This is a genomic window from Bacillus cereus group sp. MYBK101-2, assembly GCF_051918845.1.
Taxonomy (GTDB): domain Bacteria; phylum Bacillota; class Bacilli; order Bacillales; family Bacillaceae_G; genus Bacillus_A; species Bacillus_A paranthracis.
In genome coordinates, this window is record NZ_JBQAIE010000009.1 from 146,243 (window position 1) to 161,159 (window position 14,917).

Below are 14,917 nucleotides of genomic sequence, written 5' to 3' on the forward strand. Positions count from 1 at the left end.
TCATCAATTTTGTCATTTGGAAGAAAATAATAATATCATAAAGCATACTATAAATAGTTATATTTTTTTGTATAGAAAATGCGTAATTGTAACGTTAAATCTTCCTGGAAGAGCTGTTACACTAGCTTTGGATTTTTGTTAATTCAAAATTCAGTGTGCAAACGAGGTGGAGTTCAAAAATGGAAGCAAATCAAAATGAGCGAATTCTCTATGCAGTTTTTGAGAATGAAATGAAAAATGAATCTGTTTTGTTCTCACAAAATAATTCACACATCTAGTCATATAAGAAAACGCTGTTGATTTCAATATTAATAGCGTTTTTATTTTTAGTAAATATATAGATCAAAATGAATTTCTGCTTGAATCGAACTAGCGAAATCAAGTATATCTTTTTGTAAATACATTGCGGGTGATTCGTTATTCTCAATTTGAATGACTACCATAAATAGAAATTCTAAATCATATTTTTTCTTAAGCTGTTTTAATGGTTCTGTTTTCTCTTCAAGTGATTTTAGAATAACATACAACTGATTATTTATATCGTATGATTCTTGATAGCCAGTGCTTAAATTCCAATCCGTCTCTTTTCTATATAGTTTTTTTGTGGATACAAGATTCGGATTATCACGTCTTGCGACAATATCACCTTTTTTATAAGTTCTTGTAGGTTCGATATTTAGGGCGTCGGTAATTGCTTCAACAGGGAATATATCACCCGTTATACTAAAATAAGCCATAACTTTAGTTTTATCCAGAACGGTTCCTCCTCTATTGTTAAGATGTTACTCTTATTACATTATAAAAATTTAAGAATGTATTTACTAGAATGTAAATGTGTTTTTGATTGAATTTTGGTGTTGGGATATAAATGATAATGCTAGATATATACCTTTGTAGTAAGGGGGAATTATATAAAAGTAGGATGATTTCAAATGTATTTATTTGTATGATAAAAACAAAATGTTTTTAAAAAATTGGAATGTAGGGGAGGGGGAATCATAATGATACAAAGCATATATGAAACTCATTTACATGTAAGAAATTTAGAAAAGGCGATAGATTTCTATCAAAATAAGTTAGGTTTAATATTAGCAAAAAAACTATCAAAAAGGCGGGTTGCTTTCTTTTGGATAGGAAAAAATAAAAAACAAATGCTTGGATTATGGGAAGTACATAGTAATGAAGATTTTGAGATGAAACACTTCGCTTTTCGTGTAGATGTAGAGTTTTTAAAGATTTCTAAATTATGGTTAGAGAATCGTGGGATAGAGGTAGTAGGGAGTCAGGGGAAAGGGAATGAAGAACCAATTGTTCAAAGATGGATGCCAGCTGCAAGCGTATATTTTCTAGATTGTGATGGAAATAAATTAGAGTTTATTTCTATGTTATATGATGATCCAGATGAATTAGAATATGCAACGTATTTAATTGAATGGGAAGCGGAGCACCAAGAAGAATAAAGTGAAACTTTAATCAGTAGGGGTTTTATAGCTTTGTATTATGTTAAATAGATAGAGACAAAAAAAATCCTTCAAGAAAAGGCATGTTCTTGAAGGATTTTTTTATTGTTTGTAACGTATTAACGATCTTCACGTTTAGATATTTCAGCCCGTTGAATATAACCATCAGAGAAGCTGAAATAAAGAGAATAGCTTCCTCGATTATATATAAATCCTTCACTAGTCATATCCTCTCCGATTAAATCGGGCTCACCAAACCACTCTTTTAATTCATTGATAGAAATATCCGTTTTAACCCATATATATCTAGCGTCCCAAGGGTACATGTCAATATTATAATCGCCGTATACCGCTATATTAGGTGCATCACATTCTGTACATGGTGCTTTTTTCAAAACATCAGGCACTCCATATTCTTTTTTTACTTCAGATATATCTTTACGCAATGAATTTAATGTAAATGGACCAAACGTTCCATTCTGTAAAGCGGTTGTTAACATTTGTTTCAGTTCTTCTTTTGAATTGATGTTGAAATTATAATTTCTGTTTTTTGCTATTGCATTATAGAAAAATTGTGCATACTGCTCACGCTTCACAAATGTGTTTCCGTTAAAATTACCTGACTCGTCACCTTGTGCTATACGGTTACTACGCAGTGTATTTACAGCTTCATAAGCCCAATGACCTTTTGGTACGTCTTTAAATTTTCCTTGTTCTTTTGATTCTAAATGAAATGCTTTTTGTAATATTACTGCCATCTCATATCGAGTTAATACATCATCTGGACGAAATGTACCTGTTCCATCACCTGTCATAATTCCAGCTTGCGCAATGGCTTTAATATCTTTTTCAAACATATGATTTTTAATATCACTAAACATATTTCCTTGTTTATCGTCTACTTTTAAACCTAAATGTCGATTGACTAAAGAAGCTACCTGTCCTCTAGTAACATTGTCGCCAAAACCAAATTTCCCATTTCCATACCCCTTATAAATCCCTGCTGCCGCTAAGTAATCAATAGCATCTTTTGACCAGTGGTCCTTTGGTACATCTGTAAATACAGTGTTCGTATTGCTAGCTATCTTATAGCTATTCGTAGTTGTTTGTGCATTAGCTGTACCTACCATCGTTGTAGTTACTAGTGCTGCGGTGATTACGAATCCGAAAAAATTTTTAGCTTTGCTTGTTTTCTTCCCCATTTGCGCAAGCCTCCCCAGTTTCATTTAACTTTATTAAATATACTCATTACGATGCATACATTTAATACAACTAAATGCATGCATCGTAATTGTAACATGTAAGTTATAATTATTTGTCATTTATTTCCGTAATGTGGATGGAATTTTGATAATATAACCAAAAATGTGGATAATTGATATTCAGCGTTATTTAATGATGATACATACAGTAAAATGTTCTGTTTTCCATTCTACGATAGAAAACAGAACGTATATTTGGTATAATCGAAATATACTATATGAAACGATGTACATGAGTTTGACATGTATGTATTAAGGTACGTACTACATAACAATAACTACGCTTTATACAAATCAGTCGTTAGAAAGGAAAAGAAGTAATGAATCAAATTTCATTTGAAGATTTATTTGAAGAAGAAAACGCGAAAGAAAAGGTGGAGGTAGCTGAAATACCAGTACCTTTATCACCATTGCAAAGAGATATATTGGAATTAATGGATTCTGAAGAAATAAGTGCACTTGAGCTGTGTGAACAATTAATACGAGCTGGAAAAATATCAGATGAAAGATTCACAACGAATAAGCCGAAAGCATATGGAGAAGTATGCTTACTATTAGAAGGATTTGTTAAAGAAGGAAAGCTTATTTTTGTCAAAAGTGATGAGAAAAGAGATAGGGTTTATAAATTGAATGAAGAAATGTTTAACGGATAAGGTGTGCAGGGGGAATTCATTCATTTTTCTCATTAAAAAAGGGTGTCAATCTTACTTAGATTCACACCCTTTTAATCATCTAACACCTTACATGTTTACGCTTGAAACCAAGTCTTCCTCTATCAAGTTCTTTCTGAATACTCTCTGCAGCATTTAGCAAACTACTTTTTTTATTATCACGTTTTATTTCAACTATACCAACTTCTTTTGCAATCTCGACTGCTTTTTCGTGTAGTGGTACATAGGAAATTGCTACAGTGTTTAGAAAATTATTCATAGCGGATTTAGTTCGTTCTGGCGAATCATGGATTGTCTTTTTCACCATTTCAAGCATATCGGAAAGTTTGCTTTCAGAAAACTCATCGTCTTTGCGATTTCCTAAAAGCCAGCAGTAGCAACTCCAGCCTGCAGACATTTTAAGCTCTTTACCACTTGTAATCCATTTATCAGCAACTTCTTGAGCGATATTTGATTCGGATAAAGTGACTGCCACCACATAATCAGACAACATATAAAAATACGCTCCGTCTATCCATCGATCAAAATCAGACTCCCTCATAGCTTTCGGGTCCGCAATAATGCCTGCAAAATACATAGCATCGTAGTTGCCTGTGGCATAAAGTTCTTCTGCTAACTCTTGGTTTATTTTTATTTTTTTTGCGATTGGTTTCATAGCACCTGTAGCTACGCCGAAAACTGGTTCCTGCGCACCGTTAGATATGTATATTTTTTTCGTTCGTTCCTTGCCTAGAGCTTCAAGCTCTTGCATAACTGTTTTAAAATCCAAAGCTGTGCACTTCCTTTCTTCATGTAAAAACCATTTTAATTGCGAACAACTAGCCTATATTTTTTATCATGTTTCCATACTTTCTAATTTTAAATCTTATGTGAGTAGGATGTCTACTTTCTATAATTTGTCGATAGTGCAGATAGTGATTTTGAAAGTCTAGATTTTTAGGATGAAAAACTACTGATTAAAGTTTCCCTGTATCTTTGGCTCTTTCTCGGTATTATTATGTTATTATTTGGTAAGAGGATAAATGTAAAGTGAAACATGTGAGGTTGGTTATAAATGATAAAGAAATTTACTAGAGTAGTATTAACTGTAGTTATGCCAATTAGTATGATTGTGGGGTGTGGAAATACTGAAAAAACTGAAGCAAAAGAACCGAAAGCGATACAATCAGAGAAAAAGGACTATACGGATTATTCGTATGGAAGCAAAGGTATAGTAGTAAGCGGAAAAGCGAAAGAACGTCAACAATACGAGGTTGGATATATGGATGATAATAAGTTAATTGGGATTGATGAAAATATTGAGGACTGTATTATTTTAGATAATAAAGATGAAGCGGGTCTCGTTTGGAAACAAATAGAGCGTGGATCGATTATTGAAGTACAATATGGTAAGGACCGTAATGATATCGTAGGCGTACAATTAGTAGGAGATCGTGAGCCATACGAAATTAGTGATAAGTTTGATCGAAATACGATAAACGAGATTGTCGAAAACGTTAAAGGGAATTTGTAATAGAAGCTAAAATGAAAAAATATTTAAATTTACTATTAATAAAGTCGATTCCTTATGGAGATAAGAAATCGACTTTATTAATTATCTTTTTTGTAAGTTGTCTTTCCAAAAATTATAGCTATTATCAATAACTTCTTTTAATTTGAAATAGTTTTCCCAAGTATCTTTCACGTGGTAGAGAGTTTCTTCGTCTATAAAAACGTCTGAGTAATCACTTATATACTTCCATTCCTCATCATTAAAGTAATACATCGCGAATTGATTACCTTCGTCATTTAACATGTCGTCTGCCAAAACGCCATCCCAGTTCATATAAATTTCTGTGCCAGTCATTTGTCTAAGTTTAAACTGTTTAATTTCGTCTAGGGACTCTTCTTCAAATTCTTCACTAAATAAATTATGTTCAAGTATCCATCCTAAAAACATACCAGTATGTACAAAAGCTTGATCAATTGGTAAGTCCTCAGGAAAATCACCTTGATAATGGTACTTCGCTTTATCGTAAACAATCGTATCTAACAATCAGTTCATCCCCTTTAACTAACGTATTATCTATTAAACTTGTACTTTTTGTTTTAATAGTTTAACTATGTTTTCAAGCCCTTCAAAATATATCCCATCTGCTGAATATCGTATGTACTCTCGTTTTTTTTATCATTTTTTGGTCTTCTTCATTTCAGGTATCAATATGAGAAATCTTTTCCAAATAAAAATCATTTCAATGTAAAAGGTTACATCTATATTATCGCAAGAATGTAAAAATATTAATATTTTCAAAGAGAAAAGTATAAGGAAACAGCATTTATTTAATAGAGACTTGATAGTTATGAAAAATTATAAACATCCTTCTTGTTGAAGCAAAACAGTAAAAGGTATCCTAATCTATTTTTTGAGAAGTAGTAGTGTGCAAAAGGGGACAAGTTCTTTTGACGGCAATAGCAATTGGTTATAAAATAATGTCTGTTAAGGGATTTTCTAGAAAATATAATTCGCCTTCTGGGGATAAAATGAAAAGGTGGAATAAACATATTTTCATACATAGTAGATTCATAGTCTTTCACGAATGAGAAAATAAAGGGAGGTTGAGATATTTACACGGATAGTGTAGGTATCGATTACAGCAATGAATATAAAAAAACGAGTAATCGGACTATCAACAAGTCTAGTAATGTTAGGGAGTGCACCTTTATCAATATCAGCAGAAGAGATAAATAAATCTCATACTGACCAGATTAGTATTGCACAAGGGGAGCGTGGAACGAACGGATTACGTTATTCTAATTTCAATCTAGAAACTCCAGATTACATGCAAATTAATGAAGCAGAAGTATCAGAGAACGAGGAAATTCTTCTAGAAGAATATAAACATAAACATGATGAAACAGAAGAGTTACATAAAATGAAAGAAGCGAAAAAAGGTGAAGTAGCAGAAGATGAAGCTATTTCAAATATTGAAAAGGCATTTGAACATGTAGACGGTCGAAATGATGGCTCTACTCGTGAAATGAAGCCGGTTGAAAAGCGAAGAGCTATTCAGTATAGTACATCGATGACTACAAAGAAATATGGAACACTTGCAGGTGCACCGTTTGTAGAGTGGATTGTTCCAGCAGGAAATCCTGATATTCGCCCTGCAAATCCGATGAAAGCACGCTACATTACAATTCACGAGACTGCAAACACCGCCCGTGGTGCAAATGCTGAAAATCATGCTAAATATTTGTATAAACAAGCAACGGAAGGTACGTTCCGAACAGCTTCATGGCATTTTACTGTAGACGATAAACAAATTTATCAACACTTACCAACAAATGAAAACGGTTGGCATGCAGGTGATGGCGATGGTTCCGGAAATAGAGAATCAATCGGTATCGAGATTGCGGTTAACCAAGATGGAGATTACAATAAAGCGCTAGAGAATGCAAAGAGACTTGCAGGTTATTTAATGAACAAAGAAGGTATTAGTGCGGACCACATTTATAGGCATCAACAATGGAGCGGGAAAAACTGTCCTGATATTTTAATTTCCCGTGGGAATTGGACTGGCTTCGTACAAGGGATTCAATGGTATGCAAATGTTAACGCACAAATTGATTCGCCTTTACAAGAAAGAAATGAGTTATTTGATTCCAATGAATATAATCCAGCTGAACCTAATATGGAGCTTGTAGTGAATGGTGATGGTATAAACGTACGTAGTGGTTCGGGACTTGAACATCATATCGTTCGTAAAGCTTCAAACGGAGATCGTTACAAAGTGTTAGCAGTTAAAAATGGTTGGTATAAAGTAGGTAACGATGAGTGGATTTTCTATAACCCAAGTTGGATTAAAATAAACTATAATATGCCACATAAAGAAGTGCAAAAACCAAAAGATGATATTACAGGTGGATGGTTTGAAGGGAACATTCGTAAGCTGAACAGCCTAGGAATTATGAACGGTGAAGGAAATGGTGTATTTGCGCCTTATCGTAATGTTACGAGAGCTGAGTTTGCAACATTAATCTCAAATGCTCTCAAGCTACCGGAAGGAAATAAGTCATTTGTAGACATTAATAAAGCGCATCCATCACTTCATAGTGGTATTAAACGTAGTGCAAGCGCAGGAATTATTAGCGGTCGTGGCGGCGGAATTTTTGATCCTAACGCATCTATCACACGTGAAGAAGCATCGATCATGATTGACAACGCATTACAGTATAAGGGTGTTACAGGTGAATTAGTTGCATTGCCATTTAGGGATAAACATTTGATCACATATAAACAGCCTGTTCAACGATTATATAGCTTAAAAGTAGTTACTGGTGTTGGAAATAATGAGTTTAATCCTAAAGGGACAGCAACTCGTGGTGAAGCAGCTGCCTTTTTAGTGAAGATGTTAGATGCAAGTCAAAAATAGAAAGAATGATAAAGGAGCTATCCAAAATGAGAATTTGGAACAGCTCCTTTTTATATAAGCCCTTATTAAGCCCCTTCCAAGCCCCTTATAAGCACCTACCAAGTAATAAATCACTAAGAAAAAACAAAACAAAGACAACTACAAGAACAAAAAAGCGCGAAAAAATAAAACCGTCGTTGTAGTAGTTAAAAAAATTTGGAATTCAACTGCAAAAACCAAGCCCTCACTCCTATATGTATATTGAAGGATTGAAATCTGCCTTTTTATAAGTGCGAGGGGGAGGTAAATATATGGCGGTGTACCGTAATGTGCAAGTGAATTTTTGGCAAGATGAATTCATATTAGATTTAACGCCAGAGGAGCGTTATTTTTACATATATTTGTTAACTGGTACGAAAACGAAGCAATGTGGAATTTACGTATTACCGAAGCGAGTGGCAGAGCTGGAAACAGGTTACAGTATGGAAACTGTTGAGAAATTGTTAAGTAGATTTGTGGAATACGGCAAGATTTTATATGATGCGGAAACGAAAGAGTTATACATCATAAATTGGCTACACTATAACCCTATTTTAAATACGAATGTAGAAAAATGTGTGTTACGTGAGTTGAAAACTGTAAAAAATAAAGAATTCATACATATGTTTTTACATAAATGTCTGGAAGAAGAATGGAAGATTCCGTTGTTGTTACAGCATTTTGGTATGCCCGAAGAAGAGGGGAATAGTAGTTTACAAGAAGTTGTTGAAGAAATAGAAGATGAGGAAGGGGAAGAGGATACTCAGCATAGTGAAGTTTACAAATTTTACGAACAAAATATAAGTAGTTTATCTCCATATATCGTGAAGGAATTGATGGGATGGATACGAAGACTTTCAGGAGAGAAAGTATTAGAGGCACTTAAAATTGCGTTTGAACATAATAAGCGAACGTTTGCTTATGTGAAGGGGATTTTGAGGAATTGGTGTAGCAAGTATGGTGGAGAGAAGTGTGTGATGGGTAGTTTAGAGAGAAGGAGAAGTGTTTTGAGTAGTGTGTTTTAATTTACATTAATTTAATATAGAATATATGTTCGTTTCGGTTGGTTTTATGCTATACTACAAGTAAATAAGGGTATTTTTATAAAGCATAAACAGATGCGGGGGAACAAAGTTTGACTACAAATACAGCTCAGTTGTTTCAATATGTCCATATGACAGAAGAGCAGGAACAATTATCATTGCGTTATTTAAAAACGAAAGATGAAGAGATTTTAAATCATATACAACTAACGACAATTAGAGATCAAAATAGAAGCGATTTTGCAAATCAGTTTATAAATGATTTTAGGAAAGTATATAAACAAGATCCAGCTTTCTTTCGGTTATTTTATTATTTGTTAGGGGAGCAATTGTTAAATGTTCTTATAATAAGGTTTAAGTATGTGGATTTTGCTAATATGAAGATTTATTTAGAGAAAAGTGCACTTCCATTGGATAAACTGGTAGTAATTGCGTGTAAATATTTAACTAATATCTCTAGTTATGTGAATGAGGCGTATAGTTTTCTTAAAGAGTTAACAAAAGAGAAACCGAACTATATAGAGGAACAATTACACACTTTACCAAATCAGCAGCAATTATCGTTACTTCTCGTAATGTTTGAAGTAGATTATGAGAGGTTCTATACATATAGCACTTTATTGGACGAGAGATTAGAAGAACATGCTGAATTTATATTGAATTTGAATGGAGAAAAGGTAAAGGTTGAAGCAGTTGAAAAATATATAAAAGGTGAGAGTGATAGGGAATTATTTTTAGGTGGAAATTTACCAGAATATATTTGGCGACTATTATTTAGCATTCATCAGTATTCAAATATTGCGAGGCGGTATGTTGAAATAGTAGCGAAGAAAAACGTTTGGGGTTTTATGAATCATGCTACGCGTTACGTGTGTCAAACTCTCGATCAGCCTCAAAACTATAAACGAACAGGTAGTGTAAATAAAAAAACATATGATGAAATTCAAAATTTTTGTAAACAGTTTTGGATTTCTAAGGAAAGATTTTTTGCACACCGTCTGAGGCAACATGATTTAAATAATGAAGAATTCTGTAAGACGTATGAATATGAAATGTTATGCTCCGTGGCGGAAGAAAACCCTGAATTTGTTCAACGTACTTTACAATATGTAAGTAAAAGTAATTACCTCATAATCGCCCGAACGTTAGCTGAAAAAGGACATGAGTTAAATAGAGGGAGAATGAGAGAGGAATTTTTTGTCGCTGCTTTGCAACTTAAGTTGTCTACGGTGCGGGATACGTATCGTGATTATTTGCTCGGGAAATTGTCATTTGATGAAATGAAGCAAATACTTAAAAATCCGAAGTATAGAAATATGTATTGGGATATGCCAGTTTTAGAAGTTGTACTTCTTTGGGATATAGATGATGTGGCAAAAAGAGAAGCGGCACTCACTCTGGAATTTGGAGATGTATATAGTGTTTATTTATATGAACTTCTGTATGAATGTTCGGCTAGAGGGATAGAACCAGAAAAAATAATAGAAGATCTCCTTTCTTACGGGCTAAGTAAAGAAAAGCTGATTGATTATTCAGTTGAGCAAGTCTCACATTATGTAGAAGAGAGAAATAAAGCGAAGGAAGCGCTCGTTACGATCATTGTAAAAGAACAGGCATACATAATGGAACGATTTGATATGTATTCTGCTGAGGCAAAAGCGTATATTTTGAATGAATTAGCAAGAGATAACAGGGTTGAAACACGTCCGGTTTTAATTAAAAACTTAGGTGATTCATCTAAAAAATTACGTAAGTCTATAGTTGAACTGCTTTCAAAAGACATAGAAGCGGCAGAGGATGTAGCAGTTGAACTTCATAATAAAAAGAAAATTGTTCGTGAAAATGTGATGAAAATACTACTAGCGTATAGGATTGAAACATATACACAACTCGTACAGGAAGCATTGAAAGAAAAGAAGAATGCCTCTTTAGCTGAGAAGTTTGCTCCATTACTTGAAGTGGGGAGGAGCTCAGAAAATATAGAAGAACTTTGTAGCCGTATCGTAACGGGACAAAAAAGAAATTCACTTCTGCAATTGATTGGGGAGGAACCGCAAATCCGTCTTCGTCATTCAAATGAAATTGCGGATGCTACAATTCCATTAGCTTATATACAACAGTATATTTCAGATGCTGTCATTGAAAAGAAAGAGGCAGCTGAAGTAATTGGGAGTACTTTAAATGAACAAGACCTGAAAGAATATGTGCAAGCAATCTATCAAATATGGATTTTTCAAGATGCAGATGTGAAGAAACGCGGTATTCTTTCGTTATATGGAATATATAGTGATGACAAAATGGTCGGTATACTTAAAAAGCAAATCGATGAATGGGTACTAGATATGAGAGGAAAGATTGCAGCAGATGCTGTTCGTGCTCTAGGTTTGTCTTCATCTAAGCTTGCACTTATGTTTATTCATGCTATGGCATTTAAATATAAACATAAACAAGTGCGTAATGCGGCAAAAGAAGCATTAAGTCTTGCTGCGAAAACCCGTGGTATAACGGAAGAAGAACTGGAAGATCAACTAGTACCAGATCTTGGCTTTAATATACGTGGGGAGAAGAAGATTGATTTTGGGAATAGATGTTTTACTGCTATTTTAACTTCTGATTCAAAAATAGAATTAGAGACAGAAGAAGGAAAACGTATGAAGTCACTTCCAAAGCCGAATACAAAAGATGATATAGAAAAAGCTGAATTAGCTAAGAGAGAGTTAGCCACTTTAAAGAAAGAGCTTCGGAATGCTCTTTCCATGCAGAAACAACGTCTGGAAGCTGCTCTATCATTAAAACGCTATTGGTCATATGATACGTGGAAATCGATATTTTTGGAAAATCCAATTATGAAGCAATTTTCCACTTCACTTATTTGGGGTGAGTATGCGGAAGGCAAGTTACTGAAAATGTTCCGTTATACAGAAGATGGTACGTTTTACTCAATGATAGGAGAGAAACATGAGGTTTCATCTGGAACTGTAATCGGTTTAATTCATCCGTTAGAATTATCTAGAGCGGAAAAGGAAATGTGGGAAGATCAACTGGAAAACTCGAAAATTGTCCAGCCATTTCTACAAATTGAACGTCCTGTGTTTGTAGTAGAGGAAGATGATAAGGTTACTGTTGAGAGATTTGGCGGTATTTTACTAAATGGTCGCTCGTTATTCGGTAAGATGACGAAACTTGGATGGATTCGCGGATCAGTTCAAGATGGCGGTGTGTATTATACGTTTTATAAAGAAGATACTCGCACTGGATTAGGGGCACAACTGTCATTTAGCGGAGCACCAATTGGCTATGAAGACGAAGAAGATATATGTGTGTATGACATTGAATTTTATAAAGCAGGTACAGTGAATCGTGGTTCATATGAATACGATGAAATTGATGATGAAAGACGCATTGTGCCAAAAGAAGTAGATAAGTATTTCTTTAGTGAAATATTATATGATGTACAAGTAGCGACCGATTCAAATCTTGGTCATAATGAAAGCTGGCGTAACAAACGATAAAAATTCCCCCTTCATTTGTAGGAAAATGAAGGGGTTTTTCAATTTTTCTAAAAGGTTCTTTCAAAATAGAAGCGAATAGTTTGAGAAAGGAGGGGTTATATGGAAGTTGTTATAAAGAAGAAACGAACTAGGGGTAAGAGAATTTTCATTTGGTCTAGTAGTATCGTTCTTTTGTTAATAATTTGTACAGCGATTTTTTTGAACATATATACACTTAGATCTATGCCAAAGATAGATGGAACGATAAAGCTAGAGGATTTACAACGTGCTGTTACGGTAAAGCGGGATAGTAAAGGTGTACCGCATATTAAAGCGGAAAATGCACATGATTTATATTTTTCGCAAGGGTATGTACAAGCGCAAGATCGATTATTTCAAATGGATTTAAGTAGAAGGCAAGCTTCTGGGATGTTAAGTGAAGTTGTAGGGGAAGCAGCTATTGATCGAGATAAGTTGTTTCGAACGCTCGGTTTACGGCGAGCAGCCGAAGCGTCTGTTAGCCAATATGATGGAGAAGCGAAATTTGCTCTGCAGTCATTTGCTGATGGGGTGAATGCCTTTATACGCGAGGCAAAAGTGGAAAAGAAATTGCCAGTTGAGTTTACTATATTAGGCTATGAACCTGCTGAATGGTCAATTGTGGATACGTTAACGATTGGAAAGTATATGGCGTTTGATTTAGGCGGACATTGGCACGGACAGGCGTTTCGGTATTGGGCGCTAAAAAATCTACCGAAAGAGCAAGCAAATGAGCTGTTTCCTACATATCCGAAAGATGCCCCTAGATTGCTAGCTGAACTGAAAAATACAAATGTAGACGTAGCACAAAGTTTTGCAAAAACAATCATTCCACCAGAGTTTAATGGTAGTAATAATTGGGTTATAAGTGGTGAGAAGAGTGCGTCTGGTAAGCCGATGTTAGCGGATGATCCTCATTTATCTCTTGCGACACCTTCTATTTGGTATCAATCAACACTTGAAATGAAAGATTTGAATGTGAGTGGCGTTATTTTCGCTGGCGTACCAGGTGTTATATTAGGTCACAATGACAAAATAGCATGGGGCGTTACGAATACCGGCCCTGATGTACAAGATTTATATATTGAAAAGCGAAATCCTAATAATGAAAACGAATTTCTATATAACGATAAGTGGGAAAAAGCGACCGTTGTGGATGAATCTATTAAAGTAAAAGGCGGAAAGACAATACCGTATAATGTTACGGTTACGAGGCACGGTCCAGTCATTTCAGAGTTTGCGGATAAAGGGGAAGAGAAGACGAAAACAGTATTTGCTTTGAAATGGACTGCTTTGGAGCCTTCCGCTGAATTAAAGGCTGTATTAAATATGAATAAGGCGAAAGACTGGAATGAGTTTGAAACGGCACTGCAAGATTTCCATACACCAACTCAAAACTTTGTATTTGCATCAAATGACGGCACAATTGCTTATAAAGCAAATGGAAATATACCAGTGCGTAAAAAAGGTGATGGTAGTTTACCTGTTCCAGGATGGACAGGTGAATATGAATGGGAAGGGTATATTCCGTATGATCAGCTTCCAAAAGTAATCAATCCAAAACAAGGGTTTATTTCAACTGCGAATAATAAAATTGTAGATGATAATTATCCGTATCATATTAGTAATACGTGGGCGCAGCCATATAGGCAAATGCGTATTCAAGAGTTTTTACAAGAGAAGGAAAAATATACAGTGAAAGATTTAGAAGAGTTACAGATGGATCAAAAAAATTTATACGGGAAAGAGTTTACTCCTATATTGTTAAAAGAGTTAAATAAAGCGCCTTTAGATGAAGTGGAGAAAGAAGGCGTAAAACAATTAACGAAGTGGAATTTTTACGATAGTAAAGATGACGCGGCACCGTTACTATTCCATTTATTAATGAAGGAGATTTCAAATACGTTATTTTCAAAAGAAATTCCGAAAGATGTGATGGAGTTATTTGAAGGGAAGTCACAAGTTGTGGATGAATTGATTCGAAAAGAAGTAGCAGGAGAAAAGAGCGCTTGGTTTACGAAGTACGGAGGATTCACAAAAGTTGTGCATACATCGTACGAAAATGTAATGAAGAAATTACAGAAGGAATATGGACCAGATGTTACGGAGTGGAAGTGGGACGATTATCACCAACTTGCTTTTACACATCCAATCTCAAAATCATCTAGTGTGTTAGCACTACTTGCATTTAATCGTGAGAAACCAGTTCCAATTGGCGGAAGTCAAGTTACCGTTCAAGCGGCGAGTTCCGGCGATAACGGTATTGTCAATCATGGAGCGTCTTGGCGATTCGTTATTGATACGAAGGATATGTCAAACGGTTATCATATTGTAGGGCCAGGACAATCAGGACATTTTAGAAGTGATTGGTATCATGATCAAATAGATGATTGGGTAAATGGCACGTATCATACGACTACATTGAATACGGAGGAGATAGAAGGGAAGGTGTTAAACTTGGAGCCGAAGTGATAGAGTATTTTTGTTTGTGGAGAGGACTAGTAATAATCTTTTTGATAAT

11 protein-coding genes are annotated in these 14,917 nt (G+C 34.7%); 7 read left to right on the forward strand and 4 right to left on the reverse strand.

Annotated elements, in window-relative coordinates; genetic code table 11:
- Positions 1-326: 326 nt before the first annotated feature.
- Positions 327-737, reverse strand: coding sequence for a DUF4279 domain-containing protein (locus ACTFSI_RS18290; protein WP_044793149.1), 411 nt, complete (start codon positions 735-737; stop codon positions 327-329).
- A 264-nt stretch (positions 738-1,001) separates the two neighbouring features.
- Here ACTFSI_RS18290 and ACTFSI_RS18295 point away from each other — a divergent pair, with 264 nt between their 5' ends.
- Positions 1,002-1,460: a VOC family protein gene (locus ACTFSI_RS18295; protein WP_138321574.1), complete on the forward strand. Its 459-nt coding sequence runs from the start codon at positions 1,002-1,004 to the stop codon at positions 1,458-1,460.
- Positions 1,461-1,579: 119 nt separating this feature from the next.
- Here ACTFSI_RS18295 and ACTFSI_RS18300 read toward each other — a convergent pair whose 3' ends face one another.
- A complete protein-coding gene (locus tag ACTFSI_RS18300; protein WP_044793146.1) occupies positions 1,580-2,662 on the reverse strand; it encodes an S-layer homology domain-containing protein in 1,083 nt (360 codons plus the stop codon).
- 380 nt (positions 2,663-3,042) lie between these two features.
- On the opposite strand from ACTFSI_RS18300, the gene ACTFSI_RS18305 reads away from it, so the two are divergent.
- Positions 3,043-3,375 carry a DUF3895 domain-containing protein gene (locus tag ACTFSI_RS18305; protein WP_001071912.1) on the forward strand — a complete coding sequence of 111 codons (333 nt, stop codon included), beginning with the start codon at positions 3,043-3,045 and terminating at the stop codon, positions 3,373-3,375.
- Between the two features lie 79 nt (positions 3,376-3,454).
- Here the strand turns inward: ACTFSI_RS18305 and ACTFSI_RS18310 are convergent, their stop codons facing one another.
- On the reverse strand, positions 3,455-4,162 hold the full coding sequence (locus ACTFSI_RS18310) for a DNA alkylation repair protein (RefSeq protein WP_000346344.1): 708 nt from the start codon (positions 4,160-4,162) through the stop codon (positions 3,455-3,457).
- A gap of 285 nt (positions 4,163-4,447) precedes the next feature.
- Between ACTFSI_RS18310 and ACTFSI_RS18315 the strand changes: the two genes are divergently transcribed.
- Positions 4,448-4,906 (forward strand): hypothetical protein, encoded by a 459-nt coding sequence (locus ACTFSI_RS18315; protein ID WP_138321578.1) that lies wholly within the window; start codon positions 4,448-4,450, stop codon positions 4,904-4,906.
- Between the two features lie 81 nt (positions 4,907-4,987).
- On the opposite strand, the gene ACTFSI_RS18320 is transcribed toward ACTFSI_RS18315, so the two are convergent.
- Positions 4,988-5,428 (reverse strand): DUF7832 domain-containing protein, encoded by a 441-nt coding sequence (locus ACTFSI_RS18320; RefSeq protein ID WP_070806516.1) that lies wholly within the window; start codon positions 5,426-5,428, stop codon positions 4,988-4,990.
- A 601-nt stretch (positions 5,429-6,029) separates the two neighbouring features.
- Between ACTFSI_RS18320 and ACTFSI_RS18325 the strand changes: the two genes are divergently transcribed.
- The 4 genes from ACTFSI_RS18325 (at position 6,030) to ACTFSI_RS18340 (ending at position 14,868) form a co-directional block, all read left to right on the forward strand.
- Positions 6,030-7,805 carry an S-layer homology domain-containing protein gene (locus tag ACTFSI_RS18325; protein WP_440045550.1) on the forward strand — a complete coding sequence of 592 codons (1,776 nt, stop codon included), beginning with the start codon at positions 6,030-6,032 and terminating at the stop codon, positions 7,803-7,805.
- 290 nt (positions 7,806-8,095) lie between these two features.
- A complete protein-coding gene (locus ACTFSI_RS18330) occupies positions 8,096-8,848 on the forward strand; it encodes a DnaD domain-containing protein (RefSeq protein ID WP_044793143.1) in 753 nt (250 codons plus the stop codon).
- Between the two features lie 110 nt (positions 8,849-8,958).
- The gene (locus tag ACTFSI_RS18335) at positions 8,959-12,378 is read left to right on the forward strand and encodes a DUF4132 domain-containing protein (RefSeq protein WP_138321587.1); all 3,420 of its coding nucleotides are present in this window, start codon (positions 8,959-8,961) and stop codon (positions 12,376-12,378) included.
- A gap of 99 nt (positions 12,379-12,477) precedes the next feature.
- On the forward strand, positions 12,478-14,868 hold the full coding sequence (locus tag ACTFSI_RS18340) for a penicillin acylase family protein (protein ID WP_138321590.1): 2,391 nt from the start codon (positions 12,478-12,480) through the stop codon (positions 14,866-14,868).
- The last annotated feature ends 49 nt before the right edge of the window (positions 14,869-14,917 follow it).